The organism is Mesorhizobium sp. BR1-1-2, from assembly GCF_020165435.1.
Lineage (GTDB): Bacteria > Pseudomonadota > Alphaproteobacteria > Rhizobiales > Rhizobiaceae > Mesorhizobium.
Genome location: NZ_JAIUID010000025.1, coordinates 1 through 23,891 on the forward strand (window position 1 = coordinate 1; position 23,891 = coordinate 23,891).

25 protein-coding genes and 1 tRNA gene are annotated in these 23,891 nt (G+C 63.4%); 16 read left to right on the top strand and 10 right to left on the bottom strand.

The window, feature by feature from the left end:
• Positions 1-87: 87 nt before the first annotated feature.
• The 3 genes from LB551_RS28945 to phaC all read right to left on the bottom strand — a co-directional run bounded on the left by LB551_RS28945 (position 88) and on the right by phaC (position 3,682).
• Positions 88-162, bottom strand: a tRNA-Glu gene (locus LB551_RS28945).
• A gap of 223 nt (positions 163-385) precedes the next feature.
• Complete coding sequence (locus LB551_RS28950; RefSeq protein WP_224661315.1) at positions 386-1,630, bottom strand: D-Ala-D-Ala carboxypeptidase family metallohydrolase; 1,245 nt, start codon at positions 1,628-1,630, stop codon at positions 386-388.
• A 216-nt stretch (positions 1,631-1,846) separates the two neighbouring features.
• Positions 1,847-3,682 carry a class I poly(R)-hydroxyalkanoic acid synthase gene (gene phaC / locus LB551_RS28955; RefSeq protein WP_224661316.1) on the bottom strand — a complete coding sequence of 612 codons (1,836 nt, stop codon included), beginning with the start codon at positions 3,680-3,682 and terminating at the stop codon, positions 1,847-1,849.
• A 98-nt stretch (positions 3,683-3,780) separates the two neighbouring features.
• On the opposite strand from phaC, the gene LB551_RS28960 reads away from it, so the two are divergent.
• The 7 genes from LB551_RS28960 to recJ all read left to right on the top strand — a co-directional run bounded on the left by LB551_RS28960 (position 3,781) and on the right by recJ (position 10,563).
• Positions 3,781-4,173, top strand: a complete 393-nt coding sequence (locus tag LB551_RS28960) for a hypothetical protein (protein ID WP_140551499.1) — start codon at positions 3,781-3,783, stop codon at positions 4,171-4,173.
• Positions 4,174-4,247: 74 nt separating this feature from the next.
• A complete protein-coding gene (locus LB551_RS28965; RefSeq protein ID WP_140633551.1) occupies positions 4,248-5,465 on the top strand; it encodes an LL-diaminopimelate aminotransferase in 1,218 nt (405 codons plus the stop codon).
• Between the two features lie 48 nt (positions 5,466-5,513).
• Complete coding sequence (locus tag LB551_RS28970; protein ID WP_224661317.1) at positions 5,514-6,827, top strand: homoserine dehydrogenase; 1,314 nt, start codon at positions 5,514-5,516, stop codon at positions 6,825-6,827.
• Between the two features lie 127 nt (positions 6,828-6,954).
• Positions 6,955-7,323 carry a hypothetical protein gene (locus tag LB551_RS28975; RefSeq protein WP_140551502.1) on the top strand — a complete coding sequence of 123 codons (369 nt, stop codon included), beginning with the start codon at positions 6,955-6,957 and terminating at the stop codon, positions 7,321-7,323.
• A gap of 65 nt (positions 7,324-7,388) precedes the next feature.
• Positions 7,389-7,556: a Thivi_2564 family membrane protein gene (locus LB551_RS28980; protein WP_224661318.1), complete on the top strand. Its 168-nt coding sequence runs from the start codon at positions 7,389-7,391 to the stop codon at positions 7,554-7,556.
• Between the two features lie 178 nt (positions 7,557-7,734).
• Positions 7,735-8,718 carry a class II fructose-bisphosphatase gene (gene glpX, locus LB551_RS28985; RefSeq protein ID WP_224661319.1) on the top strand — a complete coding sequence of 328 codons (984 nt, stop codon included), beginning with the start codon at positions 7,735-7,737 and terminating at the stop codon, positions 8,716-8,718.
• Between the two features lie 60 nt (positions 8,719-8,778).
• The gene (gene recJ, locus LB551_RS28990; protein ID WP_224661320.1) at positions 8,779-10,563 is read left to right on the top strand and encodes a single-stranded-DNA-specific exonuclease RecJ; all 1,785 of its coding nucleotides are present in this window, start codon (positions 8,779-8,781) and stop codon (positions 10,561-10,563) included.
• 11 nt (positions 10,564-10,574) lie between these two features.
• Here recJ and LB551_RS28995 read toward each other — a convergent pair whose 3' ends face one another.
• The 3 genes from LB551_RS28995 to folE form a co-directional block, all read right to left on the bottom strand.
• Positions 10,575-11,546: a patatin family protein gene (locus LB551_RS28995; protein ID WP_140517059.1), complete on the bottom strand. Its 972-nt coding sequence runs from the start codon at positions 11,544-11,546 to the stop codon at positions 10,575-10,577.
• Positions 11,547-11,643: 97 nt separating this feature from the next.
• Positions 11,644-12,102 (bottom strand): phosphoribosyl-AMP cyclohydrolase, encoded by a 459-nt coding sequence (hisI, locus tag LB551_RS29000; RefSeq protein WP_140551552.1) that lies wholly within the window; start codon positions 12,100-12,102, stop codon positions 11,644-11,646.
• Positions 12,103-12,193: 91 nt separating this feature from the next.
• Positions 12,194-12,829, bottom strand: coding sequence for a GTP cyclohydrolase I FolE (gene folE, locus LB551_RS29005; RefSeq protein ID WP_140517057.1), 636 nt, complete (start codon positions 12,827-12,829; stop codon positions 12,194-12,196).
• Positions 12,830-13,070: 241 nt separating this feature from the next.
• Between folE and LB551_RS29010 the strand changes: the two genes are divergently transcribed.
• The gene (locus LB551_RS29010; protein WP_224661321.1) at positions 13,071-13,517 is read left to right on the top strand and encodes an iron-sulfur cluster assembly scaffold protein; all 447 of its coding nucleotides are present in this window, start codon (positions 13,071-13,073) and stop codon (positions 13,515-13,517) included.
• Between the two features lie 16 nt (positions 13,518-13,533).
• Here LB551_RS29010 and LB551_RS29015 read toward each other — a convergent pair whose 3' ends face one another.
• Positions 13,534-14,439: a LysR substrate-binding domain-containing protein gene (locus LB551_RS29015; RefSeq protein ID WP_224661322.1), complete on the bottom strand. Its 906-nt coding sequence runs from the start codon at positions 14,437-14,439 to the stop codon at positions 13,534-13,536.
• A 91-nt stretch (positions 14,440-14,530) separates the two neighbouring features.
• Between LB551_RS29015 and LB551_RS29020 the strand changes: the two genes are divergently transcribed.
• The 5 genes from LB551_RS29020 to LB551_RS29040 all read left to right on the top strand — a co-directional run bounded on the left by LB551_RS29020 (position 14,531) and on the right by LB551_RS29040 (position 19,281).
• Entirely contained in the window at positions 14,531-14,689 is a 159-nt protein-coding gene (locus tag LB551_RS29020) for a hypothetical protein (RefSeq protein WP_224661323.1), read from the top strand.
• Between the two features lie 76 nt (positions 14,690-14,765).
• Positions 14,766-15,140, top strand: a complete 375-nt coding sequence (yidD, locus tag LB551_RS29025; RefSeq protein WP_224625519.1) for a membrane protein insertion efficiency factor YidD — start codon at positions 14,766-14,768, stop codon at positions 15,138-15,140.
• Between the two features lie 141 nt (positions 15,141-15,281).
• Positions 15,282-16,100 (top strand): class D beta-lactamase, encoded by an 819-nt coding sequence (blaOXA, locus tag LB551_RS29030; protein ID WP_224661324.1) that lies wholly within the window; start codon positions 15,282-15,284, stop codon positions 16,098-16,100.
• Positions 16,101-16,264: 164 nt separating this feature from the next.
• Positions 16,265-18,241 (top strand): threonine--tRNA ligase, encoded by a 1,977-nt coding sequence (thrS, locus tag LB551_RS29035; protein ID WP_224625521.1) that lies wholly within the window; start codon positions 16,265-16,267, stop codon positions 18,239-18,241.
• A 101-nt stretch (positions 18,242-18,342) separates the two neighbouring features.
• Entirely contained in the window at positions 18,343-19,281 is a 939-nt protein-coding gene (locus LB551_RS29040) for a lysophospholipid acyltransferase family protein (protein WP_224661325.1), read from the top strand.
• 55 nt (positions 19,282-19,336) lie between these two features.
• Here LB551_RS29040 and LB551_RS29045 read toward each other — a convergent pair whose 3' ends face one another.
• A complete protein-coding gene (locus tag LB551_RS29045) occupies positions 19,337-20,299 on the bottom strand; it encodes a hypothetical protein (protein WP_140551510.1) in 963 nt (320 codons plus the stop codon).
• A 154-nt stretch (positions 20,300-20,453) separates the two neighbouring features.
• Between LB551_RS29045 and LB551_RS29050 the strand changes: the two genes are divergently transcribed.
• The 3 genes from LB551_RS29050 to LB551_RS29060 all read left to right on the top strand — a co-directional run bounded on the left by LB551_RS29050 (position 20,454) and on the right by LB551_RS29060 (position 22,525).
• Positions 20,454-21,038 carry a nitroreductase gene (locus LB551_RS29050; RefSeq protein ID WP_140551511.1) on the top strand — a complete coding sequence of 195 codons (585 nt, stop codon included), beginning with the start codon at positions 20,454-20,456 and terminating at the stop codon, positions 21,036-21,038.
• Complete coding sequence (locus LB551_RS29055; protein ID WP_224661326.1) at positions 21,039-21,647, top strand: flavin reductase family protein; 609 nt, start codon at positions 21,039-21,041, stop codon at positions 21,645-21,647.
• A gap of 203 nt (positions 21,648-21,850) precedes the next feature.
• A complete protein-coding gene (locus LB551_RS29060; protein ID WP_224661327.1) occupies positions 21,851-22,525 on the top strand; it encodes a methyltransferase family protein in 675 nt (224 codons plus the stop codon).
• A 3-nt stretch (positions 22,526-22,528) separates the two neighbouring features.
• Here the strand turns inward: LB551_RS29060 and LB551_RS29065 are convergent, their stop codons facing one another.
• Together LB551_RS29065 and LB551_RS29070 are read right to left on the bottom strand one after the other, a co-directional pair.
• Positions 22,529-23,410 (bottom strand): HpcH/HpaI aldolase/citrate lyase family protein, encoded by an 882-nt coding sequence (locus LB551_RS29065; RefSeq protein ID WP_224625526.1) that lies wholly within the window; start codon positions 23,408-23,410, stop codon positions 22,529-22,531.
• On the bottom strand, positions 23,410-23,862 hold the full coding sequence (locus LB551_RS29070; protein ID WP_140551514.1) for a MaoC family dehydratase: 453 nt from the start codon (positions 23,860-23,862) through the stop codon (positions 23,410-23,412). The genes LB551_RS29065 and LB551_RS29070 overlap by 1 nt, the downstream gene beginning before the upstream one ends.
• Positions 23,863-23,891: the final 29 nt, after the last annotated feature.

Here is a 23,891-nt window from a genome sequence, read left to right on the forward strand (position 1 = left end):
CATCGACAATCCGTTCGGCACGAGATTGTCACCCATGTCTTAGGTACAATACGTTACCTATGTCTCCGGGTTGTACACGAGTGAAGCTGGTACGCCCAAGGGGAATCGAACCCCTGTTACCGCCGTGAAAGGGCGGTGTCCTGACCGCTAGACGATGGGCGCGCTCAGATGAAAGCGGCTTATACTGGCGTTGTGCGCAACCGGCAACCCGTCAGGTGCCGGCTGGGACAACTTTTTTCCTGCCTGCCGAAGCGAATGATTGACGCAGCGCCGGCGGCAATTTTTCTGGCGGCCGTCACCAGCCGCTGCGTGGATTTCCGGGCACTTTTCAGACGATTGCGGGAAGTGACTTGAGGTCAGGAGGTCCCAGCCGAACCGGCGCTGGTCAGCCTTCGCCACCGCTGCGCCGGCGGCAGCGCCAGTTCCAGTCGCGCTCGGGGCCGACGTCGACGTGGACCGATTCGGTGTGGCAGTAGGTGCCGACACCGCCGCGGCCGGGCATCGTCCTGACGTAACTCGCCAGCTCCCATTTCGAGACGCCCGGCACCTGGATGTCGGCGGCGGCGCAATACATGTGCAGCGAATTCTTGGCGCCGTTGGCACGGCGGTTGCGGGCGGGGTCGCGATAGCCGGAGGTGACGACCATCTTGCGGCCGTAATGGCCTTCGATCGTCTTGAGCACGCGCACCAGCGAGGGCTTGAGGCACGCCACGTCGACGCTCTCGTTCTGCTTCAAGAGCCCGTTGGGCGCGAGGCGCGCCATGCCCGCGGCGGAGGCTACCTGGTAGAGGCCGCCCGATCCTTCATCCTCGTTGAGGTCGACGTCGCTTTCGTCGTCGAGGCCGGATTTGCGCTTGATCTCGAACAGGGCCGTCTGGCGGACGCCCGGCAGGGCATCGCCACCGGTGATGTGACCTGAGTCGTCGCCGAGCGAAGCCAGTTGCACCGGTTTCGCCGCGGAATCGGCCGAGGCCAGTGTAATGATCGGCTTTGCCGCCGGGGCGGGCTTGGCCTGCACGGCCGGCGGTTCTCCTGCGCGCGTGTTGACCAGTGGAGCAGGCTTCGCCGAAGCCGGCGTGGCGCCAAACATCGAGGCCAGGAACCCTCTTTTCTTCGGCGCCTCCGCTTGCGGTGCCTCGCCAGCGGTCACATAGACGGGATTGTTCATCGCCTGTGCCGAGGCCGGCTTCGGTGCCGTCACGGCCGCGTCGGCGGCAGCAATCTTCTGCGCCGCCGCCTCAGTCTGTTGAGCCGTCTGCGCCGGTTGCTGCAGCGATTGCGGCGTGTTCCCGGCAATCGTTTCGGCTCCAGCCGGCGCGGTGAGCGGGAAGGCCGCTTGCGGGTTTGCTATCGGCACGTAGGCGACCGTCTCGGGCAGCGCTGTGTCGCCTTCCGCCATCACGGTGGTCTGCGTGGCCGCCGTCTGCGACGACGAATCGCCGGCCACGATCGGCTTGTTTGTCGAGGCTGCGTTGATGTCCGATGCGGAGGCATTGTAGCCGGGCATGCCAACCGACATTGTGGGGTCGCCGGCCGAGGTGCAGGAGGCCAGGAGCACGGAGCAGAGCGCCGCCGCAATGATGCGGCGTTCTCCCTTCGCGAGGCTCCACCCTGCTGGTTTCAAAGTCAAATTCCCCCTCGATATCCGATCGGTATATCCTTGGCGCGGCGTCCGAACGGCTGCGTCGAGGTGCCCCTTGTCTCCGATCCGGAAACGAGACCTGTGTCAAATCAGCAAGCCTGGAAGTATTTTTGCGGCAATTGCCGAATTTAGGCGGCAAGATGGTTGACGACACCATTTCGCCCGCTTTTACGGGTCCGTCAACTCACCAGACATTACAGTCGGTTACACACGCACCTTGACATAGGTGCCGGGGGCATCACCAAAGGTTTTCATATGCTTGCCTGCTTTGCGGGCAGGCACGCGATTGTTGTCCTTGGCCTCTATCCAGCTCTGCCAGTGCGGCCACCAGGAACCAGGATGGTCGGTGGCCTTGGCGATCCACTCGCCGAAGTCGCCCTCCGGCTTGCCGCCGGTCCAGTACTGGTACTTGCCCGATGCGGGCGGGTTGACGACGCCGGCGATATGACCGGAGCCCGCCATCACGTATTCGACCTCGCCACCGAAATATTTCGAGCCGAGGAAGACGGACAGCGCGGGAGCGATGTGGTCTTCCCTGGAGGCGAGGTTGTAGACGGGGATCTTGATGTCGGCGAGCGAAACGGTGCGGCCGGCAAGTTCCATCCTGCCGCGCGAGAGGTTGTTCTCGAGATAGCAGTTGCGCAAATAGAAGGAGTGGTTGGCCGCCGCCATGCGTGTCGAATCGGCATTCCAGTAAAGCAGGTCGAAGGGTAGGGGATCCTTGCCGCGCATGTAGTTGTTGACGACATAGGGCCAGATCAGGTCACCCGAGCGCAGCATGTTGAAGGCGGTCGCCATCTTGGTGCCGTCGAGATAGCCCTTTTCGTTCATGGCCTTTTCCACCGCCGCGACCTGTTCCTCGTCGACGAACACCTTGAGGTCGCCGGCATGGGTGAAATCGACTTGGGTGGTGAAGAAGGTCGCCGATTTGATGCGATCGTCACCCTCCTGCGCCAGCAGGGCAAGTGCCGCGGCCAGCAACGTGCCGCCGACGCAGTAGCCGATAGCGTTGACCTCCTTCTCGCCTGTGGCCTTCTCGATAGTGTCGAGGCCGTATTGCAGCCCCTCCCTTGTATAAGCTTCCCAGTTCTTCATGCCGTGGCGTTCATCAGGGTTGATCCAGGAGATGACGAACACGGTGTGGCCCTGTTCGATCGCCCAGCGGATGAAGGATTTCTGCGGGTTGAGGTCGAGTATGTAGAACTTGTTGATCCAGGGCGGGCAGATCAGCAGCGGCCGTTTCAGCACCGTCTCGGTGGTGGGATCGTATTGGATGATCTCGGCGACGTCGCTGCGGCCGACCACCTTGCCGGGGGTGGTGGCGATGTTGCGGCCGATCTCGAAAGGCGAGTAGTCGGCCTGACGCAGCTTCAGCTCGCCCTTGCCGGCGGCGATGTCCTCGGCCAGCATCTTCATGCCGCGCACAAGGTTTTCGCCGTTCGAGGCGATGGTTTCGCGAAACAGTTCCGGATTGGTCAGGATGAAATTCGACGGCGAGATGGCGTTGGACACCTGCTTGACGTAGAAGCTCGCCTTGTGGCGGGTGTGGTCGTCCAGGCCTTCGGCGTGCTCGACGAGATCAGCCGCCCAGCGCGAGGTGACGAGATAGGCCTGTTTCAAGAAATCGAAGAAGGCGTTGCGGCCCCATTCCGGATCCTGGAAACGCTTGTCGCCGCGCTCCGGCTTGACCGCGTCCTCGGTTCGCTCGGCATCGGGGCTGACGCGCTGGATGGCGTTCGCCCATACCGTCATATAGCCGGCGAACAGCCGCGTCTGAGCTTCGAGCGCGCGTTGCGGGTCGGCAAGCCAGTATTCGCTGAGCTTGGAGAAGGTCTTCACCATGTCGACGACCGGTTCGGCGACATGGTCGCGCACTTCGCCCTTCTCGCGCGGCTCGGCCCAGGCGGAAGCCGCCTTGCCGGCCTGCTCGATCATGCGCGCCATGTTCAGGGCGAAGCGTTCCGGGTCCTTCACCAGATATTGCTCGACCGTCGAAGGTCCGCCATCTTCCGCTTTGCCCGAATCGGGTGTCTTGGACATGGTGCGCGGGGTTCCTCCCGAAGCGTTTTCTTGACATATTACCATGGGACATCCGAACGGGTCCAACCTCGCTCTACCCCGGCTGCCAAGGAAACAATATGACGATTAACATTGGCGAGACTGTTTTTTTCGGCGCCGGTCGTTTTTGCCGCATCGGTGCGGCAATGGCCCTGTTGTGCCTGGGGGCCTGCTCGAGCACCGATACCAGCGGCCCGGTGCCCATCGCCACATCAGCGGGACCGAAGGATACCGGAACCTTTCCGAACCTGAACATCCCGCCGAAAGTGGCGGCCAAACAGTTCACCGATGCCGAGAGGAACGCCAAGCTCGCGGAATTGAAGGGGGACGAGAGCGCGCAGGCAGCCAATGGCGGCGCCCCCAAAGTCACCAACCAGGCGGCGCTGACGGACCTGGCCAGCAAGCATGGCGCGCAGACGCTGAAGCAGATCGAAGGCAAATGCGACCCTGCCCTCGACCCCACCTGCAAATAAGTATATAGCGCGCGCCCAAGGCGCTTGCCGACACGGCGCGCCTTGCCAAACGCCAAGTGATGTCTGGAACTGCCATGGAAGAGTTTCACAAGGTCCGCCGGCTTCCGCCCTATGTTTTCGAGCAGGTCAACCGGCTGAAGGCCAGCGCCCGTTCGCGCGGAGCCGACATCATCGACCTCGGCATGGGCAATCCGGACCTGCCGACGCCCAAGGCAATCGTCGACAAATTGTGCGAAGTGGTGCGCGATCCGCGCACCCATCGCTATTCCTCCTCGCGCGGCATTCCGGGCCTGCGCCGCGCCCAGGCCGCTTACTATCAGCGTCGCTTCGGCGTGAAGCTCAATCCCGATACGCAAGTGGTGGCAACTCTGGGTTCGAAAGAGGGCTTCGCCAACATGGCGCAGGCGATCACCGCGCCGGGCGACGTGATCCTGTGCCCGAATCCAACATACCCGATCCATGCTTTCGGCTTCATCATGTCGGGCGGCGTCATCCGCTCGCTGCAGGTGGAGCCCGATGACGGTTTCATCCCGGCGGTCGAGCGCGGCATCCGCCATTCGATTCCGAAGCCGCTGGCGCTGATCCTCAACTATCCGTCGAACCCGACGGCGCTGGTCGCCTCGCTCGATTTCTACAAGGACGTGGTGGCGTTCGCCAAGAAAAACGACATCATCATCCTGTCGGACCTTGCCTATTCCGAGATCTATTTCGACGGCAATCCGCCGCCCTCTGTGCTGCAGGTCCCGGGCGCGATCGACGTCTGCGTCGAGTTCACCTCCATGTCGAAGACCTTTTCCATGCCCGGCTGGCGCATGGGCTTTGCCGTCGGCAACGAGCGGCTGATCTCGGCGCTGACCCGGGTGAAATCCTATCTCGACTACGGCGCCTTCACGCCGATCCAGGTGGCGGCCGCACACGCGCTCAACGGCGACGGCGCCGACATCGCCGAAGTGCGCGACATCTACCACAAGCGGCGCGATGTGATGGTCGACGCCTTCGGCCGCGCGGGCTGGACCATTCCGGCTCCGGCTGCGTCCATGTTCGCCTGGGCGCCGATTCCCGAGCCGTTCCGCCATCTCGGCTCGCTCGAATTCTCCAAGCTGCTCATCGAACATGCCGACGTTGCGGTGGCGCCAGGCGTCGGCTTCGGTGAACATGGCGATGATTTCGTGCGTGTCGCGCTGGTCGAGAACGAGCACCGGATCCGGCAGGCAGCGCGCAACATCAAGCGCTTCCTGGCGACCAGCGCCAAGCAACCCAACAATGTCGTGCCGCTTTCCGCCCATCGGTAAGCTTTCCGCACACAATTTCGTTTGATCTTTCGGGGGACATCGCCGGCCATGGCTGAAGCTCTGCGTGTTGGGATTGCCGGCCTCGGCACGGTCGGCGCGTCGGTGGCGCGCGTGCTGCACGACAAGGCGGCGGAGCTGACACGGCAGTGCGGGCGCGACATCGTCGTGGCGGCGGTTTCGGCGCGTGATCCCAAGCGCGACCGAGGCGTCGATCTCAATGCCGCGAAATGGTTCGACGATCCGGCCAAGATGGCGCAGGCCGCCGAGATCGACGTCTTCGTCGAGCTGATCGGCGGCGACGAGGGACCGGCGTTCGCGGCGGTGAAGACGGCGCTCGAGGCCGGCCGTCATGTCGTCACCGCGAACAAGGCGCTGCTGGCCAAACATGGTGTCGCACTGGCCGAGATCGCCGAGAAGAAGGGCGTGCTGCTCAACTACGAGGCCGCGGTGGCGGGCGGCATTCCCGTTATCAAGACGATGCGCGAGGCGATGGCCGGCAACTCGGTCACCCGCGTCTTCGGTATTCTCAACGGCACCTGCAACTATATCCTGACCCGTATGGAGGCCGAAGGCATCTCGTTCGACGCCTGCCTCAAGGACGCGCAGCGGCTGGGCTATGCCGAGGCCGACCCGACCTTCGACATCGAGGGCCATGACACCGCGCACAAGCTGTCGATCCTGACCAGCCTGGCCTTCGGCACCAAGATCGCCGCCAACGACATCTACATGGAAGGCATCTCGAACATCACCCAGGCCGATATCCGTGCGGCCGGCGATCTCGGCTACCGGATCAAGCTGCTTGGCGTTGCCCAGCGCACCGAGAGCGGCATCGAGCAGCGCGTGCATCCGACCATGGTGCCGACGGCCTCGGTGATCGCGCAGGTCCACGGCGTCGTCAATGCGGTGGCCATCGAGACCGACATATTGGGCGAACTCCTGCTCTCCGGCCCCGGCGCCGGCGGCAACGCTACTGCCTCCGCCGTGATCGGCGACATCGCCGATATCGCCAAGAGCCGGCCCGGCTTCCAGCACGGCCCGGTCTTCGGAAGGCCGGCGAAAGAGTTGAAGCCTTACAAGAAGGCACAGATGCGCAGCCATGCCGGCGGCTATTTCATCCGGCTGACCGTGCATGACCGCATCGGCGTGTTCGCGGCCATCGCCAAGCGCATGGCTGACAACGATATCTCGCTGGAATCGATCGTCCAGCACGCGATCAGCGGCGAAGCGGCGGCGCAAAAGACGGTGATCCTGGTCACCCACGAGACCACCGAGGCTGCCGTGCGCAAGGCTGTTGACGGCATCACCAAGGATGGTCACCTGACCGACAAGCCGCAGGTCATCCGGATCGAACGGGCAGGATAGATTTCTTTCGGTCGCGTGCCACTGCATTGCCGCAACCTGATAGTGGTCAGGGGATGCCGCTGTCTGGCTCGCCGGAACCAATCCCGGCTAGCGTCGTTCTCCCGAGGTGCAAACCGAGGGAATGCCAATGGCCGAAACATCGAAATCCGAGACATCCCGGGATACTCCCCAGATCGACGATATCCAGAAGGCGCTCGAAAAGCAGATCGCCGACCTGCGCAAGGAAATCACCAAGATCAACAAGAGCCTTTCGGAACGAGCCGCGGAACTGGTTGACGACGCCTCGGCGCGGGCATCGGATGTGTACGACAGCGCGACGAGCCGTGCGTCGCGGACAGCTCAGCAGTTGCGCAGCCAGGCCCAGGCGGTCTCGGAGGTCGCGCGCGAAAATCCGGGCACCACGACGGCAGTGGTCGGCGTCATCGGCCTCTTGGGCTTTCTGGCCGGCCTCGTCGTTGGCCAGTCGATGAATGACACCCAGCGCCGCTGGTATTGATCCGGTAACGACGGAGCCGGTTTGGCCGGCTTACTCGTCCGTCCCGCAATTTCCAGGGGAGCACCATGGCTTCTTCCGTCCTGATCGGCATCCTGATCACGTTCCTGGTGATCATTCTCGTGCTCTATCTGATCCAGCGGCTGCCGCTGGAGGGCAGGATGCGGCAGATCGCGCAGATCATCGTCATCATTATCGGCATCGTTTCGCTGCTCAAATATCTGGCCGTGTTCTAGATCCCGTTCCTTGTGGGGGAAGGCCCCGGTTCGCTGCAAGTTGCGTTGTCCATAGTTTAATCGATTGATATTGCAGGCTTTTCGAGAAAACCTTCGAGAGGTCTTGCCGTTGTCATGCTCGTTTGACACAAGAGGCGCGCCTCCGGCGGGAGGCGACGTGCGAACGAGGATCGACCTGATGAACGTGGCCCACAACATTATCGCTGGACTTGACCGGATACTCACCATGGAACTGGTGCGCGTCACCGAACGCGCCGCCGTCGCGGCCGCCAGGCTGCGCGGACGCGGTGACGAAAAGGCCGCCGACCAGGTCGCGGTGGACGCCATGCGCCAGGAGCTCAATCGCCTCGCCATCAAAGGCACGGTGGTGATCGGCGAGGGCGAGCGGGACGAGGCGCCGATGCTCTATATCGGCGAGGAGGTCGGCACCGGCAAAGGCCCGGCGGTCGACATCGCGCTCGACCCGCTCGAAGGCACCACGATCTGCGCCAAGAACCTGCCCAACGCGCTGGCCGTCATCGCCATCGCCGAGAAGGGCAGCCTGCTGTTCGCGCCCGACGTCTACATGGACAAGATCGCCATCGGTCCGGGCTACGCCGAGGGCGTCATCGATATCGATGCCTCGCCGGCCGAAAACATCGCCAGCCTGGCCAAGGCCAAGGGCGTCGCGGTGTCCGACGTCACCGCCTGCATCCTCGACCGCCCGCGCCATGGCAAGCTGATCGACGCGGTGCGCGCCACCGGGGCAGCGATCCGGCTGATCGGCGATGGCGACGTCGCCGGTGTCATCCACACCACCGATCCCGAGGAAACCGGCGTCGACATCTATCTCGGCATTGGCGGCGCGCCGGAGGGCGTCCTGGCCGCGGCGGCGCTGCGCTGCACGGGTGGCCAGATGCAGGGCCGCTTGATCCTCGACACGCCCGAAAAGGTCGCCCGCGCCGGCAAGATGGGTATTGCCGACCCGAAGCGGGTTTACCGGGCCGAGGACATGGCGCGCGGCGATGTGTTGTTCGCGGCCACCGGCGTCACCGACGGCAACATGCTGGCAGGGGTCAAGTTCGGCCGCAACTACATCACAACGCATACCATCGTGCTGCGCTCGTCGTCGCGCACCGTGCGCGAGATCAAGGCCCGGCATCAGGACCTGGAAAAGTTTTGATGCATTCCTGACTGGCCGTCGCATATTGTGGGCAATGAACATCCGCAAACGCCGCCTCGCATGACGGGCGAAAGACGCCTTTTTCTCGATGTCCGGCAGTCGGCCACCGGTGTTTCCTGGGAACATCGGCTGACCGAGCGGCAGGACATGGTCGCGCTTGCCATCGCACAGGGGCACGGCGTGCCCGATATCGTCGCGCGCGTGCTTGCCGGACGAGGCGTGACGGCGGAACAGGCGGAGCGCTTTCTCGACCCGACGATCCGCGACCTGCTGCCGGACCCGGCATCGCTGACCGACATGGACAAGGCGGCCATTCGCATAGCCGCCGCGGTGATGGCCCGGGAGAAGGTGGCGATCTTCGGCGACTACGACGTCGATGGGGCCGCCTCGTCGGCCTTGCTCAAACGCTTCCTCGCGCATTTCTCGATATCGTCGGAAATCTACATTCCCGATCGTATCTTCGAAGGCTATGGCCCCAATCCGGAAGCCATGCGCGAGCTCGTCTCGCGCGGCGCGACGCTGATCGTCACCGTCGATTGCGGCACCAACAGCGCGGTTTCCATCGACGCGGCCAATGCCGCCGGTGCCGATGTCGTGGTGCTCGACCATCACCAGATCGGCGGCGCTTTGCCAGCGGCGCACGCGGTGGTGAACCCCAACCGCGACGACGACCTTTCCGGGCAGGGCCATCTCTGCGCCGCCGGCGTGGTTTTTCTCGCGCTGGTGCAGACCGCCAAGGTCCTGCGCGGCCGGCTTGCCGACGCCACGCCGCCGGACCTGCTCTCGCTGCTCGATCTCGTGGCGCTGGCCACGGTCTGCGATGTGGTGCCGCTTACCGGCGTCAATCGCGCCTTCGTCGTCAAGGGCCTGCAGGTGGCGCGCCAGCAGAAGAATGAGGGACTGGCGGCGCTGGCGCGGGTCTCACGCGTCGGGGAGCCGATCGGCACCTTCCATCTGGCCTACCTGATCGGACCGCGCATCAACGCCGGCGGGCGCATCGGCGACGCCGCCCTCGGAAGCCGGCTGCTTGCGACCGACGATCCGGTAGAGGCCCGCACCATCGCCGAGACGCTCGACCGGCTCAACCAGGAGCGGCAGTTGATGGAGCAGGAGATGCTGGCCGCGGCGCGTGCCGAGGCCGATGCCGAGCTTGCCGGCGGCAGCGGGCCGGCCATCGTCGTCACCGCCAGCACCAACTGGCATCCCGGCATCGTCGGCCTGCTCGCCTCCAGGCTCAAGGATCATGCGCGCCGGCCGGCCTTCGCCATCGCCTTCAACGCCACCGGCACCGGCACCGGTTCGGGCCGTTCGGTGTCGGGCTTCGATCTCGGCCGGCTGGTGCGCGAAGCCGTAGATGCCGGGCTGATCGTCAAGGGCGGCGGCCATGGCATGGCGGCCGGCATTACCGTTGAGCGCACGCGGCTCGGCGAACTCAGGGCATTTTTCGAGGAGCGCGCGGCAGCCGACGTGTTCCGATTGCAGGGCGAGGAAAGCCTGGCGATCGACGGCGCGTTTGCCGCCGAGGGTGCGACGCTGGCTTTGCTGGATGCGCTGGAAAAGGCCGGCCCGTTCGGCGCGGGGCATGTCGCGCCTGTTTTCGCGCTGCCGCGGCATCGGCTGGCCGACGCCCGGTTGGTCGGCACCAACCACATCCGCGCCGACCTGCAGTCGGGCAGCGGCGGCCGCATCCAGGCGATCGCCTTTCGTGCCGTCGACACCGTGCTTGGCGACTTCCTGTTCAAGAACCGCGGCAAGACGATCCATGTCGCCGGCTCTTTGTCGGGCAATTACTGGAACGGCAATCGCAGCGTGCAGTTCCGCATCGTCGACGCGGCACGGGCCTGATGCGTCTTTGATCAGGCGAGAACCGTCTGAAGCCGGGTCAGTTCGCCGATCTGTGCCATCGTTGCCCGATAGCCGATCTGGATCGCCTCATCGGCGCGGTGGAATTCGGTCAGACCGATGTGGCTGAGCTTGGGCTGCAGCGACATGTCGGGCGGATCGCCGGCAAGCCTGGCGCGCGAGATTCGATCCTGGATGATGTTGAAGGCCTCGACCATGACGCCGGTGATGCCAAGCCGCGTCTGATGCGCCCGGTGCTCCGGGTCGAATTGGCCACTGCGCGGCGCATCGTTCTCGACGACCAGTTCGCCGGCGCTATGCTTGATGACGGCGGCACGGCCGAACAGGTCGTAATGAAGGTTGACCGCGACAACCAGCGGCTGCTCATAGGCGCGGCAGACCGACACCGGCACCGGATTGACCAAAGCTCCGTCGACCAGCACGCGACCATTGCAAGTCACCGGCTCGAACACTCCGGGCAAGGCATAGGAAGCGCGCATGGCTGTTATCAGCGAGCCGTTCGACAGCCAGATCTCATGGCCGGTGCGGATTTCGGAAGCGACCGCGACGAACGGCTTGGACAAATCCTCAAAGCGAATGCCGGCCACATGCTCCCGCAGGCGAGCATCCAGCTTCATGCCGCCGAACAGACCGCTGCCGCGCAGGTTGAGATCGAGCAGGCCGAAGATGCGCCGCCTGGTCAGACTGCGGGCGAACTCTTCCAGCTCGTCCAGTTTTCCGGCGAGATAACAGCCGCCGACCAGCGCGCCGATCGAGGTGCCGGCAATCATCGAAACCTCGATGCCGGCTTCATCGAGCGCGCGCAGCACGCCAATGTGCGCCCAGCCTCTTGCGCAACCGCCGCCCAGGGCAAGCGAAATGCCAGTTTTCTTTGGTGATGTTGTTTCGGACGCGCCGCCGGACGAAGCGGGACCATTCGCCTCTCGTACGTCCGCTCTGTTACGCAATGACGCCCACTCGAGCATCATGATCTCCCTTGTCCCACGGCTAATATATAGGCGGGCCGTATCGAAATGGTGAATCTATGTGGTTGGCCGCGAGCAGAAGGTTCAAGCTGGTCATTCACGGGAGCTTCCGATACGTTTTTTCCGCATCGAACAAGGGCTCGCTGCCATCGTCGGCAAGCGTCGCCTTGCCGTCGATCAGCCCCACCGTCCGATAGAAGCAGGAACGCCGGCCCGTGTGACAAGTTGCGTCGTGGCCTAGCACTTTGACGCGCAACCATATGGCGTCCTGGTCACAATCCGTGAGCACCTCGACGACATGCTGGAGATTGCCTGACGTTTCGCCCTTCTTCCACAGCGCATTGCGCGAACGCGACCAGTAGTGGGCGATACCTGTTTCAAGCGTCAACGCCAGAGCCTGCGCATTCATGTGCGCGACCATCAAAAGCATGCCGTCCGCCGCATCGGTGACGACGACGGTGACCAAGCCGGCGGCATCGAAACGCGGTGAAAACACCGCGCCTTCTTCCAGCGCTTTCTTGTCTGAGGGAGCCTTCGGAAATTCCAGTGCCGACATCGCCGGGCTATCTTCCTGTTTGACCATGATCTATCCGAAAACCGGTATCCACCTTTCGGAATCATGGTCCGGCGATGCCGGGCGAGGGGGCTTACACCCCACCGCCGCGCACCATGGTGACGAAACGAACCTGTTCTTCTGGAGTATCCTTGAACACGCCGGTGAAGGTCGAGGTCAGCGTGGTGGAGCCCTGCTTGCGGATGCCGCGCATGGCCATGCACATATGCTCGGCCTCGATCATCACGGCGACGCCGCGCGGATTGAGCACGTCCTGGATGACGCCCGCGATCTGCGCGGTCATGGCTTCCTGGGTCTGCAGGCGATGGGCGAAGATGTCGACCACGCGTGCGATCTTCGACAGGCCGACGACCTTGCCGTCCGGCAGATAGCCGACATGGGCCTTGCCGATGATCGGCACCATGTGATGCTCGCAATGCGAATGGAACTGGATGTCCTTGACGATGACAAGGTCGTCGTAGCCGGCCACTTCCTCAAAGGTGCGGCCAAGCTCTTCGGCCGGGCACATGTCATAGCCGCCGAACATTTCCCGATAGGCCTTGGCCACGCGCTTGGGGGTGTCGACCAGGCCTTCGCGATCGGGGTTGTCGCCGGTCCAGCGCAAAAGCGTGCGCACCGCGGCCTCGACCTCGGCCTCGCTCGGCCTGTCGGTGACAGGCTTTTCCATGTAGGCCGACTGGGGCATGAACTTCTTGATAACGGCATCCATAAAGGCGTCTCCCGTAGTCCCTCTCTCAGGAGGAACGAGTTGAACGGACCACGACCTTTCGGTGTCGGAAACTCGCCCCGTTTCCAGCCCCGTAAGCGGCGTGAGCAAACTGCGGCAAAGACGCGGGCTTTCGTCGCCTTGTCGATACCGGACTGCCACCATTATATATGGTCATGATGAGCGAAAGGAAGACGCGTCAGCGGCAAACGCTGTTCGCTTGGCGGCGACGGACTGGAAAATAATGATCAACGACGTCTACAATGCGAAAATTCTCGGTTTTGCCGGAAACATCACGCGGATCGGCCGGCTCGATCATCCCGACGCCAGCGCGAGGGCGCATTCCAAATTGTGCGGCTCTACCGTTACCGTCGATCTCAACATGGCGGACGGCGTGGTTACCGATTTCGCCCATGACGTGAAGGCTTGCGCGCTCGGCCAGGCCTCGTCGTCGGTCATGGCGCAACATGTGGTTGGCGCTACGGCCGACGAATTGCGCGCGGTGCGCGAGACCATGCTGAAAATGCTGAAAGAGAACGGCGCGCCGCCGGAAGGCCGCTTCGCCGATCTCAAATATCTGGAACCCGTGCGCGACTACAAGGCGCGCCATGCCTCGACGATGCTTACCTTCGACGCCGTGGTCGACGCGATCGGCCAGATCGAGAAGAAGCGCGCCGAAGAAGCCGCCTGATAGCCCACTTGGCGGCCTATCGGGGGCGTCTGCTTTCGGCGAATTCGCTTCTCACCCAGTCGGCGAAAGCGGCGGCCGGCTCGGGGAGATCACGCAGGCTTCTGGCCACCAGCCAATAGGCGCCGGACGCGACGTCGATGTCGAACGGCTTGACCAGCGTGCCGGAGGCGAGCTCTTCGCCGATCTGCAGGAGATCGCCCAGCGCCACGCCGTGTCCGAGCAGGGCGGCCTGCTTCGAAAGCGAGGCATCCGCCAGCATGGGACCGCGCGCGGGCACTACATCGGCAGGCACGCCGGCCGCCTCGAACCAGCGCGCCCAACCCTGTCGGTTTTCCTCATGCAACAGCGTGTAGCGGCCAAGGTCGGCCGGCTTGTCGAGGGGAGGTCCCGCGGCAAGCAGCGCCGGCGACAGAACCGGTGAATCGACTGTCGAGGCAAGCCGCTCGGCCTCGCTGCGCGGCCATGAGACAGCATGCGCACTGAAGCGCAAGGCGAGTTCTGGCTGGTCGCCGCGAAACTCGATCAGCCTTGGATCGACTTCGAGCGCGACGTCGATATCGGGCCGCAATTGGCGAAAACGGTTGAGCCGCGGCACCAGCCATACCGATGCCAGCGACGGCTCGACGCTGACACGAACCACTGTCTGCGCCGGAGCCGCCACCAACTCGGAAAGCAGGGCGTCGATGGCGTCGAAACTCCTGACCAGTTGACTGAGCAGCCGGCGGCCCGCATCGGTCAGTTCGACGCGGCGATGGCGACGTTCGAACAGGGGCCGGCGCAGAAAGATCTCGAGCTCGCGGATCTGCCGGCTGATCGCCGCCTGCGAGACGAAAAGCTCCTCGGCCGCCCTGCTGAAGCTCAGGTGCCGCCCGGCTGCTTCAAAGCTCCTCAAGGCCGTCAGCGGCAGTCGCCCGCGCTTCATTCACATAACCCAGGATTATCCGAAGCGGAAATTATACTCGTTTGAAGGCGAAGGCCAGCGGCGGTCTACTCGTCGCCAAGGAGATGCGGCCATGATGCAGTTGCTGGAGATTTTTGGTGATGTGATGCGGATTGCAACCTTTCAGTGGCGTGACGAAAGAACCTGTCGAAAGCACTACGAGGAGCAGTCCAGCCCCTGCCGGTGGGCACCGCCGGTTGATCGGCAGCCACTCCGCCGCTTCCGCCCGTGAAAGCTCAGCAAGCAGGGGCGGGATTGCGTTCTCCCGATGAAGCCCACATCTATCGTGTGGAAAGACGGAGATCGCAGTGGGCGACCAGCATGGGCATGCACATACAGCCGGGCCGCCGCGGCACGGCCGCAACTGGTCCGGCCCGTGGCGCAAGACCCCCGGCCGGGTGTTGGGCACGTCGCTGGTGCGCCTCTATCAACTGACGCTGTCCGGCTTCATCGGCAGTTCCTGCCGTCACCTGCCGACCTGTTCGGAATATGCGCATGAGGCGATCGCCCGCCATGGGCTTTGGGCCGGCGGCTGGATGGGGTTTTTCAGGGTTCTGCGCTGCGGGCCATTCGGCACCCACGGCGTCGACCTTGTTCCGGAGGTTCTGGCGGATCGGTATGTCTGGTTTACGCCGTGGCGATATTGGCGGATCGGCGGCAATCGCGACGATGCGCGAAGCTGACTCCCGATCAGTTTTCAAGCCGACCGCTTACGATCCGGTAGGGTTAATGGCAGCCTGCACAACAACTGCGAATTTGAGACAAAATCGAGACAAGAGACCCCGCTAAGCCGCTCGCCGAACCCTCTCTGGAGCGAGCATCCAATGCGCAACGTCGACCGTCTTCCCTTCATCCTTGCCGGAGTCCTGTTCCTGCTTGCCTGGCTTCTGGGATTTCCGATGCGCGCGCAATCGGCGACGCTCGGGGATGTGCAATGCACGCTGATCGCCGACGCGCAGAGCGGCAAGACGCTTTACCAGGACGGCGCCTGCGACCAGCGGTTCAGCCCGGCCTCGACATTCAAGGTGGCGCTGTCGCTGATCGGCTACGATGCCGGCATACTGAGCGACGAGCACACGCCGAGCTGGGACTACAAGCCTGAATTCAAGGCGGTCAAGCGGGACCACAAGACCGTCGATCCGACGATCTGGGAGCGGGACTCGGTGCTCTGGTATTCACGCGAGATCACCCGCCGGCTTGGACCGGAAAGCTTTGCCGGCTACGTCTCGAAGTTCGGCTATGGCAATGCGGATGTTTCCGGCGATCCCGGCAAGAATGACGGCCTAACCCATTCCTGGGTGAACTCCTCGCTCAAGATCACGCCGGTCGAACAGGTCGATTTCCTGCGTAAGCTGCTCGCCGGCAAGATCCCGGTCTCGGCCAAGGCTCACGACATGACGAAAGCCATCATACCGAGCTTCAAGGCCGGCGACTGGACCGTTCAGGGCAAGACCGGCAGCACCAGGCTCGGCGAGGGTGGCAAGGACAGGCGTTCGCTCGGCTGGTTTGTCGGCTGGGCGCAGAAAGACGGCCGCCAGATCGTGTTTGCCCGACTTGTCGTCGATACGAAGCGGAGCGACATGCCGAAGGGGCTCGCGACGCGTGCGGCCTTCCTGAAGGACCTGCCGCAACTCATCAAATGAAACGCTGGGTGCCAATCCGGCTTTACGGCGGCGGAAACTGCCCATAAAAGACAGCCCGCCGCCGGACGCTTCCGGCTTACCCGCGCATGTCTTGGCCTTCGAACCGCTGACGACCTGCATTTCACCACCCGCGCTCGTTTGCGGGACTGGATAGGAGATACCTGATGCTGAATTCCGTTTCTCTGACATTTCCCGATGGCTCCGTGCGCGACTACGACGCGGCGATGACCGGGGCCGGGCTTGCCGAATCGATCTCCAAGTCGCTGGCCAAGAAGGCCGTTGCCTATGCCATCGACGGCACCGTGCGCGATCTCTCCGATCCGCTCGGCAAGTCCGGCAAGATCGAGATCATCACCCGCGACGATCCGCGCGCGCTGGAACTCATCCGCCATGATGCGGCACACGTGCTGGCGGAGGCCGTGCAGGAGATATGGCCGGGAACGCAGGTGACCATCGGGCCGGTGATCGAGAACGGATTCTACTACGACTTCGCCCGCAACGAGCCGTTCACTCCGGACGACTTCCCCGTGATCGAGAAGAAGATGCGCGAGATCATTGCGCGCAACAAGCCGTTCACCAAAGAGGTCTGGTCGCGCGACAAGGCCAAAAAGGTCTTCGCCGACAAGGGCGAGCGCTACAAGCTGGAACTGATCGATGCCATTCCTGACGATCAGGATCTCAAGATCTATGCGCAAGGCGACTGGTTCGACCTTTGCCGCGGTCCGCACATGGCCTCGACCGGGCAGATCGGCAATGCCTTCAAGCTGATGAAGGTGGCGGGCGCCTATTGGCGCGGAGATTCGAACAACCCGATGCTGACGCGCATCTACGGCACGGCATGGGCCGATCAGGCGCAGCTCGACGCCTACCAGACAATGCTGGAGGAAGCCGAAAAGCGCGACCACCGAAAACTCGGCCGCGAGATGGATTTGTTCCACTTCCAGGAAGAGGGGCCCGGTGTCGTCTTCTGGCATGCCAAGGGCTGGAAGATGTTCCAGAACCTGGTCAACTACATGCGCCGCCGCCTAGACGAGCAGGGCTACCAGGAGGTCAACGCGCCGCAGGTGCTCGACAAGAGCCTGTGGGAAACCTCCGGTCACTGGGGCTGGTATCGCGACGCCATGTTCAAGGTGACGGTCGCGGGCGACGATACCGATGACGACCGCGTCTTCGCGCTGAAGCCGATGAACTGTCCTGGCCATGTACAGATATTCAAGCACGGGTTGAAATCCTATCGCGACCTGCCGGTAAAGCTTGCAGAATTCGGCAATGTGCATCGCTACGAGCCGTCGGGTGCGCTGCACGGGCTGATGCGCGTGCGCGGTTTCACGCAGGATGACGCGCATATCTTCTGCACCGAGGAGCAGCTGGCGTCGGAGTGTCTGCGTATCAATGATCTGATTCTGTCGACCTACGCTGATTTCGGCTTCGACGAGATCAGCGTGAAGCTGTCGACCCGGCCGGACAAGCGCGTCGGCACCGACGAGGCCTGGGATCACGCCGAAGCGATCATGGGCGGCGTGCTGGAGACGATCAGGACGCGATCGGGCAACCGCATCAAGACCTCGATCAATCCTGGCGAGGGCGCCTTCTACGGGCCGAAGTTCGAATATGTGCTGAAGGATGCCATCGGCCGCGAATGGCAATGCGGCACCACGCAGGTCGACTTCAACCTGCCGGAGCGTTTCGGCGCCTTCTACATCGGCTCGGATTCCGAGAAGAAACAGCCTGTTATGGTGCACCGTGCCATCTGCGGCTCGATGGAGCGCTTCCTCGGCATCCTGATCGAGAACTATTCCGGCCATTTCCCGCTGTGGTTCGCGCCGCTGCAGGTGGTGGTGGCGACGATCACTTCGGACGCCGATGGCTATGCGAACGAAGTGGTGGCGAAGCTGAAAGCCGCAGGCTTGTCCGCCGAGGCGGATCTGCGCAACGAGAAGATCAACTACAAGGTCCGCGAGCACTCGCTGGCCAAGGTTCCGGTCATTCTTGTCTGCGGCAAGCGCGAGGCGGAGGAGCAGACGGTCAACATGCGCCGGCTCGGATCGCGCGACCAGGAGTCGCTGGGTCTCGCCCAAGCGGTCGCGCAGCTGACCGAAGAAGCGATCACGCCCGATCGCCGGCGCCAGCGCGCCGCCTGAGCAGACAGTATTTGAAGCCGAAATGGCGGTGGACCAGGCCACCGCCATTTTCATATCCGCCGTTTTCACATCCTTGTCACGGCAGTCTTGTAACAAGCCTTATGCTCAAGCTGAAATTGCGGGAAAAACCGTTTCCCGAGCTTTCCTATGCCAATCCGCGACAGCCGGTGCTGACGCGGTGGGTCATCCATTCCATCGAGGGCCTGTCCGGACGCGACCGTTTTGCAGCGCTTTATGATTTTTGGCGCCGCCAGGTGGTCCCGACCGGCGAGCGCGTGTTCAGTCGCATGCTCGAATTGATAGACGTGCGGGTGCGAACCCCCGATCAATGGCCCCCGAAGAACCTGCCCGACACGCCGCTGGTGATCGTCGCCAATCATCCCTTCGGCATCGGCGACGGCATTGCTGCGCTGTCGCTGGCCGAGCAGCTTGGGCGGCCGTTCCGGGTCATGATCCACAAGGATCTGCTCAAGATCAGCGAGATGGAGCCCTATTCGCTACCGATCGACTTTTCCGAGACCAAGGACGCTCTGAAGAACAACATGGCGGTGCGTCACGAGGCTGTGCGGCTCCTGAAAGAAGGTGTCACCATCGTGGTATTTCCGGCCGGCGGCGTCGCTACCGCGCCGAAAGGTTTTGGCCAGGCACGCGACCTGCCATGGAAGATGTTTCCGGCCCGTTTGGTGCAGGATGCCAAGGCTTCCGTAGTGCCGATGCATTTCTCCGGCCAGAACGGCAGGCTGTTCCATCTGGTCAGCGGTCCCATGAACATGGCCGAGCGCGACGGGCGCGTGGCGAAGTTCGTCGGCAAGGCATCGCTGACGCTGCGCATTTCGTTGCTTATCCACGAGTTCGCCCGGCTTTCCGGCAAGTCGATCGACGTGCGTGTCGGCGATGTGCTGAGCTGGAACGAACTGGAGCCCGTGCGCGATCGCAAGGCGCTGCTCGAGCGCCTCTATAAAGGCGTTTTCGATCTGGCGCCACCGGTGCCTCGTCGCCGGATTCCATTCCTGCCGGCACGGGCCAAGCTGGCGGCCTAGGTCCATTTCGTCGACGATCCGAAGGGAACCGCTTCAGGCTTACCCGGGATTTTGACTAATCCGCACCTTCTTCCGGATCCATCGCGGCGGCTTCCGTCGCGAGAACCTCGATTTCCTGGTTCTGTCCGGCCACGACAGTGAAATCCTTCTGGTAGATGCGGTCGCGGTTCTTGGCGATGATGGTGTAGTCGCCTTCGGCCAGCACCATGGAGGCGAAGGCGCCGACGGTTTCCTTGATCGGATCGCCGGATTCGTTGAGCAGCGACCATGACGTGTCGGCGATCGCTTCGCCGCCCGCTTCACGCACCAGCTTCAACGTAATCTCGGCGGCGTGATGCTCGACGGTGGCTTCGGTCAGCTTGCCGGCCTCGACGCGGATGTCGGAGCGGATGACGGCATTGACCGCGCCATAGGTCGAGACCACGTGGTAGACGCCGGCATTGAGACGCACCACGCTGTTAGGCTCGACATCGGGAATGATCAGCGCACGATCGCCATTGGGTTCGGCATTGCCTTCATAGATCGAGAAGCGCAGCTTCTTGGGCGGGATGCGCGCCCCTCCGGAAAGGACGGCGTCGAGCTTCAGGCCGCCGGCATCGAGCACGAGGCTCTCGCGCTTGGCGTCCTTGCCGACGGTGATGCGCTTGGTGGCACCGGCCCGGCCGTAGGAAGCGTGAACCAGATAGCTGCCGGGTTCGAGCTGGAAGACCGCCGTGCCGCCATGGGCGGAAGCCACCATCGGCAATTTGCCGTTTACGGCCTCCGGCTTGAAGACACGCCAGACGATGCCGCGGGTGATGTCGCCTCCCTTGTCGGTCAATTGCGCGGACAAGGTGATGGCGCCGCCGCCGCCCAGCGCCAGCGATGTCTCGCCTTTCGGCGTCGCGTAGCTCGAAATTCCGGGAAGCTTCAGGTCGCTGACGCCATCCACGTTCTGCGCCACGGCAAAGGAAACCGGCGCCATGAGCAGCAGGGTGCAGACCCAGATCAGGAAAAGACGCAAAGTCCCCTCAAACATGCCTTGCGTTGAAGCCCATGGCGGTGGCAATTTCAAGGCTTAAGAGTCCGACCGATACGACTCTCCAGCCTGGCGCGCCCGCGTCGATGCCCGAGCCGCCCCGCATCCCCATGGCGCGCTTCAGCTCAAAATTGAACTTAGGAGACTTGCGCCCATGGCGTCCCCGATCATCGACTTCCTGCTGACCCGCAATTCAGCGCCGATTCCAGACTTGAAGGAGCCTGCGCCCGGCGACGCCGAGATCGCCACGATGATCGCCGCGGCCACGCGCGTGCCCGACCATGGTCGGCTCGAGCCCTGGCGCTTCATTCTTTATCGCGGTGATGCCCGCATCGAGATCGGCAGAAAGCTGGCGGCCCTTGCCGAACAGCGGGAGGGACCTTTACCGGATGGCCGCCGCAACCAGGAGCTGGCGCGCTTCTCGCGCGCGCCGCTGGTGATCGGCGTCGTGTCGGCGCCGAAGGAAAATCCAAAAATCCCGCAATGGGAGATGTTCCTGTCCGGCGGCATGGCGGCGATGAACCTGATGATTGCCGCCAACGCACTGGGCTATGGCACCAACATGATCAGCAACTGGTATTCGGACGTGCCGGAGGGCAGGGCGATCCTGGGGCTGGCGCCGCAGGAGCGCGTCGTCGGCTTCGTCCATATCGGCTCTTATGGCGGCCCGGCGCCGGAGCGGCCGCGCCCCGATCCGGCAAAGCTTTATGCGGACTATGCCGGGCCCTGGGCGGGCTAAGTGTTCTACGAGCCGTCAAAGGGGCACGGACTGCCGCACGATCCGTCGAAGGCGATCGTGGCGCCGCGCCCGATCGGCTGGATCTCGACCCTGAACGGGGCCGGCGAGATCAACCTCGCGCCCTATTCCTTCTTCAATGCCGTTTCGACACGGCCTTTTATCGTGTGGTTTTCCTCCGAGGGCGAGAAGGACAGCGCCTCCTTCGCCCAGGAGACCGGCGAGTTCGTCGCCAATCTGGTCGGCCGCGGTCTCGCCGAGAAAATGAACCGCACGTCGGTCGACGCGCCGCGCGGCGTCAACGAGTTCGTCTATGCCGATCTCGCCATGGCGCCGTCGCGTCTTGTCGCGCCGCCGCGCGTGGCGGCCGCCCCCGCCGCACTCGAATGTAAGGTGACCGAAGTGTTCCGGCCAAAGGCCCTGGACGGAACGCCGACCAGCGCCGTCGTCGTGGCCGGCGAGGTGATCGGCGTGCATATTGACGATGCCTACCTGAAGGACGGCCTGTTCGATATCAGCAAGGCCGGCAATGTCGCTCGCCTCGGCTACATGGACTATGCGAGCGTCAACGAAGTGTTTTCGATGCGCCGGCCGCGCTGGGGCAAGGATTAGCCCGCGACGGGCGCCCAGTCATTGTACTTTCCTGGCGGCGAGCCGTCATCACGACGCGCCCTGAGCTTGATGACACGGCATGACGAAACCTTCTGCACCCCAGGACCGTTTCGTCCAGGCGCGTGATCGGCGATAGTCCGCTGAGCGTCGGCGGCAGTCTGTTGCTGGTAGATGCCTGCGGCAAATATTGTGGAAGGTTGGTCATGGTCTCGAGATTGATCCTCCAGACGTTCGTGTGGTTCGGCGCCATGGGCGCGCTGCTTTTCCTGACAGCGGGCACGCTGACCTGGCCGGGAGCCTGGGGATATCTGGCGGTAATGATCGGGCTAAGCCTGACCCTTGGCGTGACGCTGGCCCGGCGCGATCCCGGCCTGATGAACGAACGGCTGAGCTCTCCCATCCAGAAGAACCAGACCGCGGCCGACAAGGTTCTGTTGAGCATACTCCTGCTCGGCATCTTTGCCTGGCTGGCCTTCATGGGTTTCGATCACCGCTTCGGGTGGTCCGCGGTTCCTGTCTGGGTACAGGTGATCGGTGCGCTGGTTCTGCTGGTCGGACTATGGATCAGCTATCTGACGATGTTGGAGAACAGTTTCGCGGCGCCCGTCGTGAAGATCCAGGCCGAGCGCGGACAGCAAGTGATCACAACGGGTCCCTATAGCTATGTGCGCCACCCCATGTATGCCGGCGCCATCCTCTTCTTTGCCGGCACGGCTCTTTTGCTCGGCTCCTGGTGGGGGCTGGCACTGGTCGTCGTGTTCATCGTTCTCCTGGCCATCCGCACATTCATCGAGGAAAAAACACTTCGCACCGGCCTGCGCGGCTATGACGACTATGCGGCCCATGTCCGCTACCGCCTGATCCCGCTGGTCTGGTAGCGGTCAGGCGGAGATTCCGGCTGCCCGGGCGCGTGCCAGAAGCCGCTCGGCCAGCCGCAGATGCGGCCGGTCATACATCTTGCCCTCGATGCCGACGACGCCGGGATTTCCCGCCGCCTGGAATGCCGCGACAATTGCCGCCGACTGTTGCACCGCTTCCACCGAGGGCGTGAAGGCGGCGTTTATGACCGGCACCTGATCAGGGTGGATCGCCATCTTGCCGGTGAAGCCGTCTCGTTCGGCCTCCCTGCATTCGGCCTCGAAGGCCGCCATGTCGCGGAAATTCGGGAAGACGGTGTCGATCGCCGCGACTTCCGCCGCGCCCGCTGCGAGGATGGTCATCAGGCGAGCGTGGCGAAACACGTCGGTATAGCGACCGTGCTCGTTGCGGGCGGTGCGCGCGCCAATGGCCGCCGACAGGTCTTCTGCGCCCCAGGTCAGGCCGGCAAGCCGCGCGCTTGCCCCGGCGTAGCTCGCCGCCGCCAGCACGGCGGCCGGTGTTTCGGTGATGATCGGCAGGATTTTTGTCGCGCCGTCGGCCAAGCCGCTTTCCGCTTCGCGGACCCTCAGCTTTGCCGAGAGGTGCTGGACATCCTGGCCGCCGGCCGATTTGGGCAGCATGACCCCGTCCGGCTTTGCCGGGATGAGCGCCGCAAGGTCGTCGTCCGTCAGTCCGGTCGACAGGTCGTTGACCCTGACGTAGATCGCCGATCTTGTTTGCGCCCGGTGGTTGACGATGAAGCGCGCCGCGATTTTTCGCGCCGATGCCTTGCTGTGGGGCGCCACCGAATCCTCAAGGTCGACAATGACCACGTCTGCGCCGGCGCCAAAGCCTTTCTCCAGCTTCCTCTCGGAATCGCCTGGAACGAACAGCAGCGAACGCATCAGGCTGCCTTCTTCAGCATCATGGCCTGTCTCGTGCATTTGGCGACGAGGTCGCCGTTCTGGTTATAGGCCCGATGTTCGAACTCGACGATGCCGCGATCGGGCTTCGACCTGGATTCGCGCACCGAGACGACGGTGGTCTCGACGCGGATGGTGTCGCCATGGAAGACCGGATGCGGAAACACCGTTTCCTTCATGCCGAGATTGGCGACCGTGGTGCCGACGGTGATGTCGTTGACCGAAATGCCGATCATCAGGCCGAGCGTGAACAGCGAATTGACCAGCGGCTTGCCCCATTCGCTCCTGGCGGCGAAATCGAAGTCGATATGCAGCGGCTGCGGGTTCAGCGTCATCACTGAGAACAGCATGTTGTCGCTCTCGGTGACGGTCTTGCGCAGCGTGTGCTGGAAGACATGGCCGACAACGAACTCCTCGAGATAAAGCCCAGCCATTTAATTCTCCTCCGCTGCTGGACGGTTGA

Coding starts and splice junctions, on each gene's coding strand:
- phaC (WP_224661316.1), bottom strand. CDS start 3,682: ATGTCCAAGACACCCGATTCGGGCAAAGCGGAAGATGGCGGACCTTCG.
- thrS (WP_224625521.1), top strand. CDS start 16,265: ATGCTGAATTCCGTTTCTCTGACATTTCCCGATGGCTCCGTGCGCGAC.
- LB551_RS28980 (WP_224661318.1), top strand. CDS start 7,389: ATGGCTTCTTCCGTCCTGATCGGCATCCTGATCACGTTCCTGGTGATC.
- recJ (WP_224661320.1), top strand. CDS start 8,779: ATGACGGGCGAAAGACGCCTTTTTCTCGATGTCCGGCAGTCGGCCACC.
- LB551_RS29065 (WP_224625526.1), bottom strand. CDS start 23,410: ATGCGTTCGCTGCTGTTCGTTCCAGGCGATTCCGAGAGGAAGCTGGAG.
- LB551_RS28960 (WP_140551499.1), top strand. CDS start 3,781: ATGACGATTAACATTGGCGAGACTGTTTTTTTCGGCGCCGGTCGTTTT.
- LB551_RS29010 (WP_224661321.1), top strand. CDS start 13,071: ATGATCAACGACGTCTACAATGCGAAAATTCTCGGTTTTGCCGGAAAC.
- LB551_RS29050 (WP_140551511.1), top strand. CDS start 20,454: ATGGCGTCCCCGATCATCGACTTCCTGCTGACCCGCAATTCAGCGCCG.
- LB551_RS29045 (WP_140551510.1), bottom strand. CDS start 20,299: ATGTTTGAGGGGACTTTGCGTCTTTTCCTGATCTGGGTCTGCACCCTG.
- LB551_RS28995 (WP_140517059.1), bottom strand. CDS start 11,546: ATGCTCGAGTGGGCGTCATTGCGTAACAGAGCGGACGTACGAGAGGCG.
- glpX (WP_224661319.1), top strand. CDS start 7,735: ATGAACGTGGCCCACAACATTATCGCTGGACTTGACCGGATACTCACC.
- LB551_RS28970 (WP_224661317.1), top strand. CDS start 5,514: ATGGCTGAAGCTCTGCGTGTTGGGATTGCCGGCCTCGGCACGGTCGGC.
- blaOXA (WP_224661324.1), top strand. CDS start 15,282: ATGCGCAACGTCGACCGTCTTCCCTTCATCCTTGCCGGAGTCCTGTTC.
- LB551_RS29015 (WP_224661322.1), bottom strand. CDS start 14,439: ATGAAGCGCGGGCGACTGCCGCTGACGGCCTTGAGGAGCTTTGAAGCA.
- LB551_RS28975 (WP_140551502.1), top strand. CDS start 6,955: ATGGCCGAAACATCGAAATCCGAGACATCCCGGGATACTCCCCAGATC.
- LB551_RS29070 (WP_140551514.1), bottom strand. CDS start 23,862: ATGGCTGGGCTTTATCTCGAGGAGTTCGTTGTCGGCCATGTCTTCCAG.
- LB551_RS29020 (WP_224661323.1), top strand. CDS start 14,531: ATGATGCAGTTGCTGGAGATTTTTGGTGATGTGATGCGGATTGCAACC.
- LB551_RS29040 (WP_224661325.1), top strand. CDS start 18,343: ATGCTCAAGCTGAAATTGCGGGAAAAACCGTTTCCCGAGCTTTCCTAT.
- folE (WP_140517057.1), bottom strand. CDS start 12,829: ATGGATGCCGTTATCAAGAAGTTCATGCCCCAGTCGGCCTACATGGAA.
- hisI (WP_140551552.1), bottom strand. CDS start 12,102: ATGTCGGCACTGGAATTTCCGAAGGCTCCCTCAGACAAGAAAGCGCTG.
- LB551_RS28965 (WP_140633551.1), top strand. CDS start 4,248: ATGGAAGAGTTTCACAAGGTCCGCCGGCTTCCGCCCTATGTTTTCGAG.
- LB551_RS29060 (WP_224661327.1), top strand. CDS start 21,851: ATGGTCTCGAGATTGATCCTCCAGACGTTCGTGTGGTTCGGCGCCATG.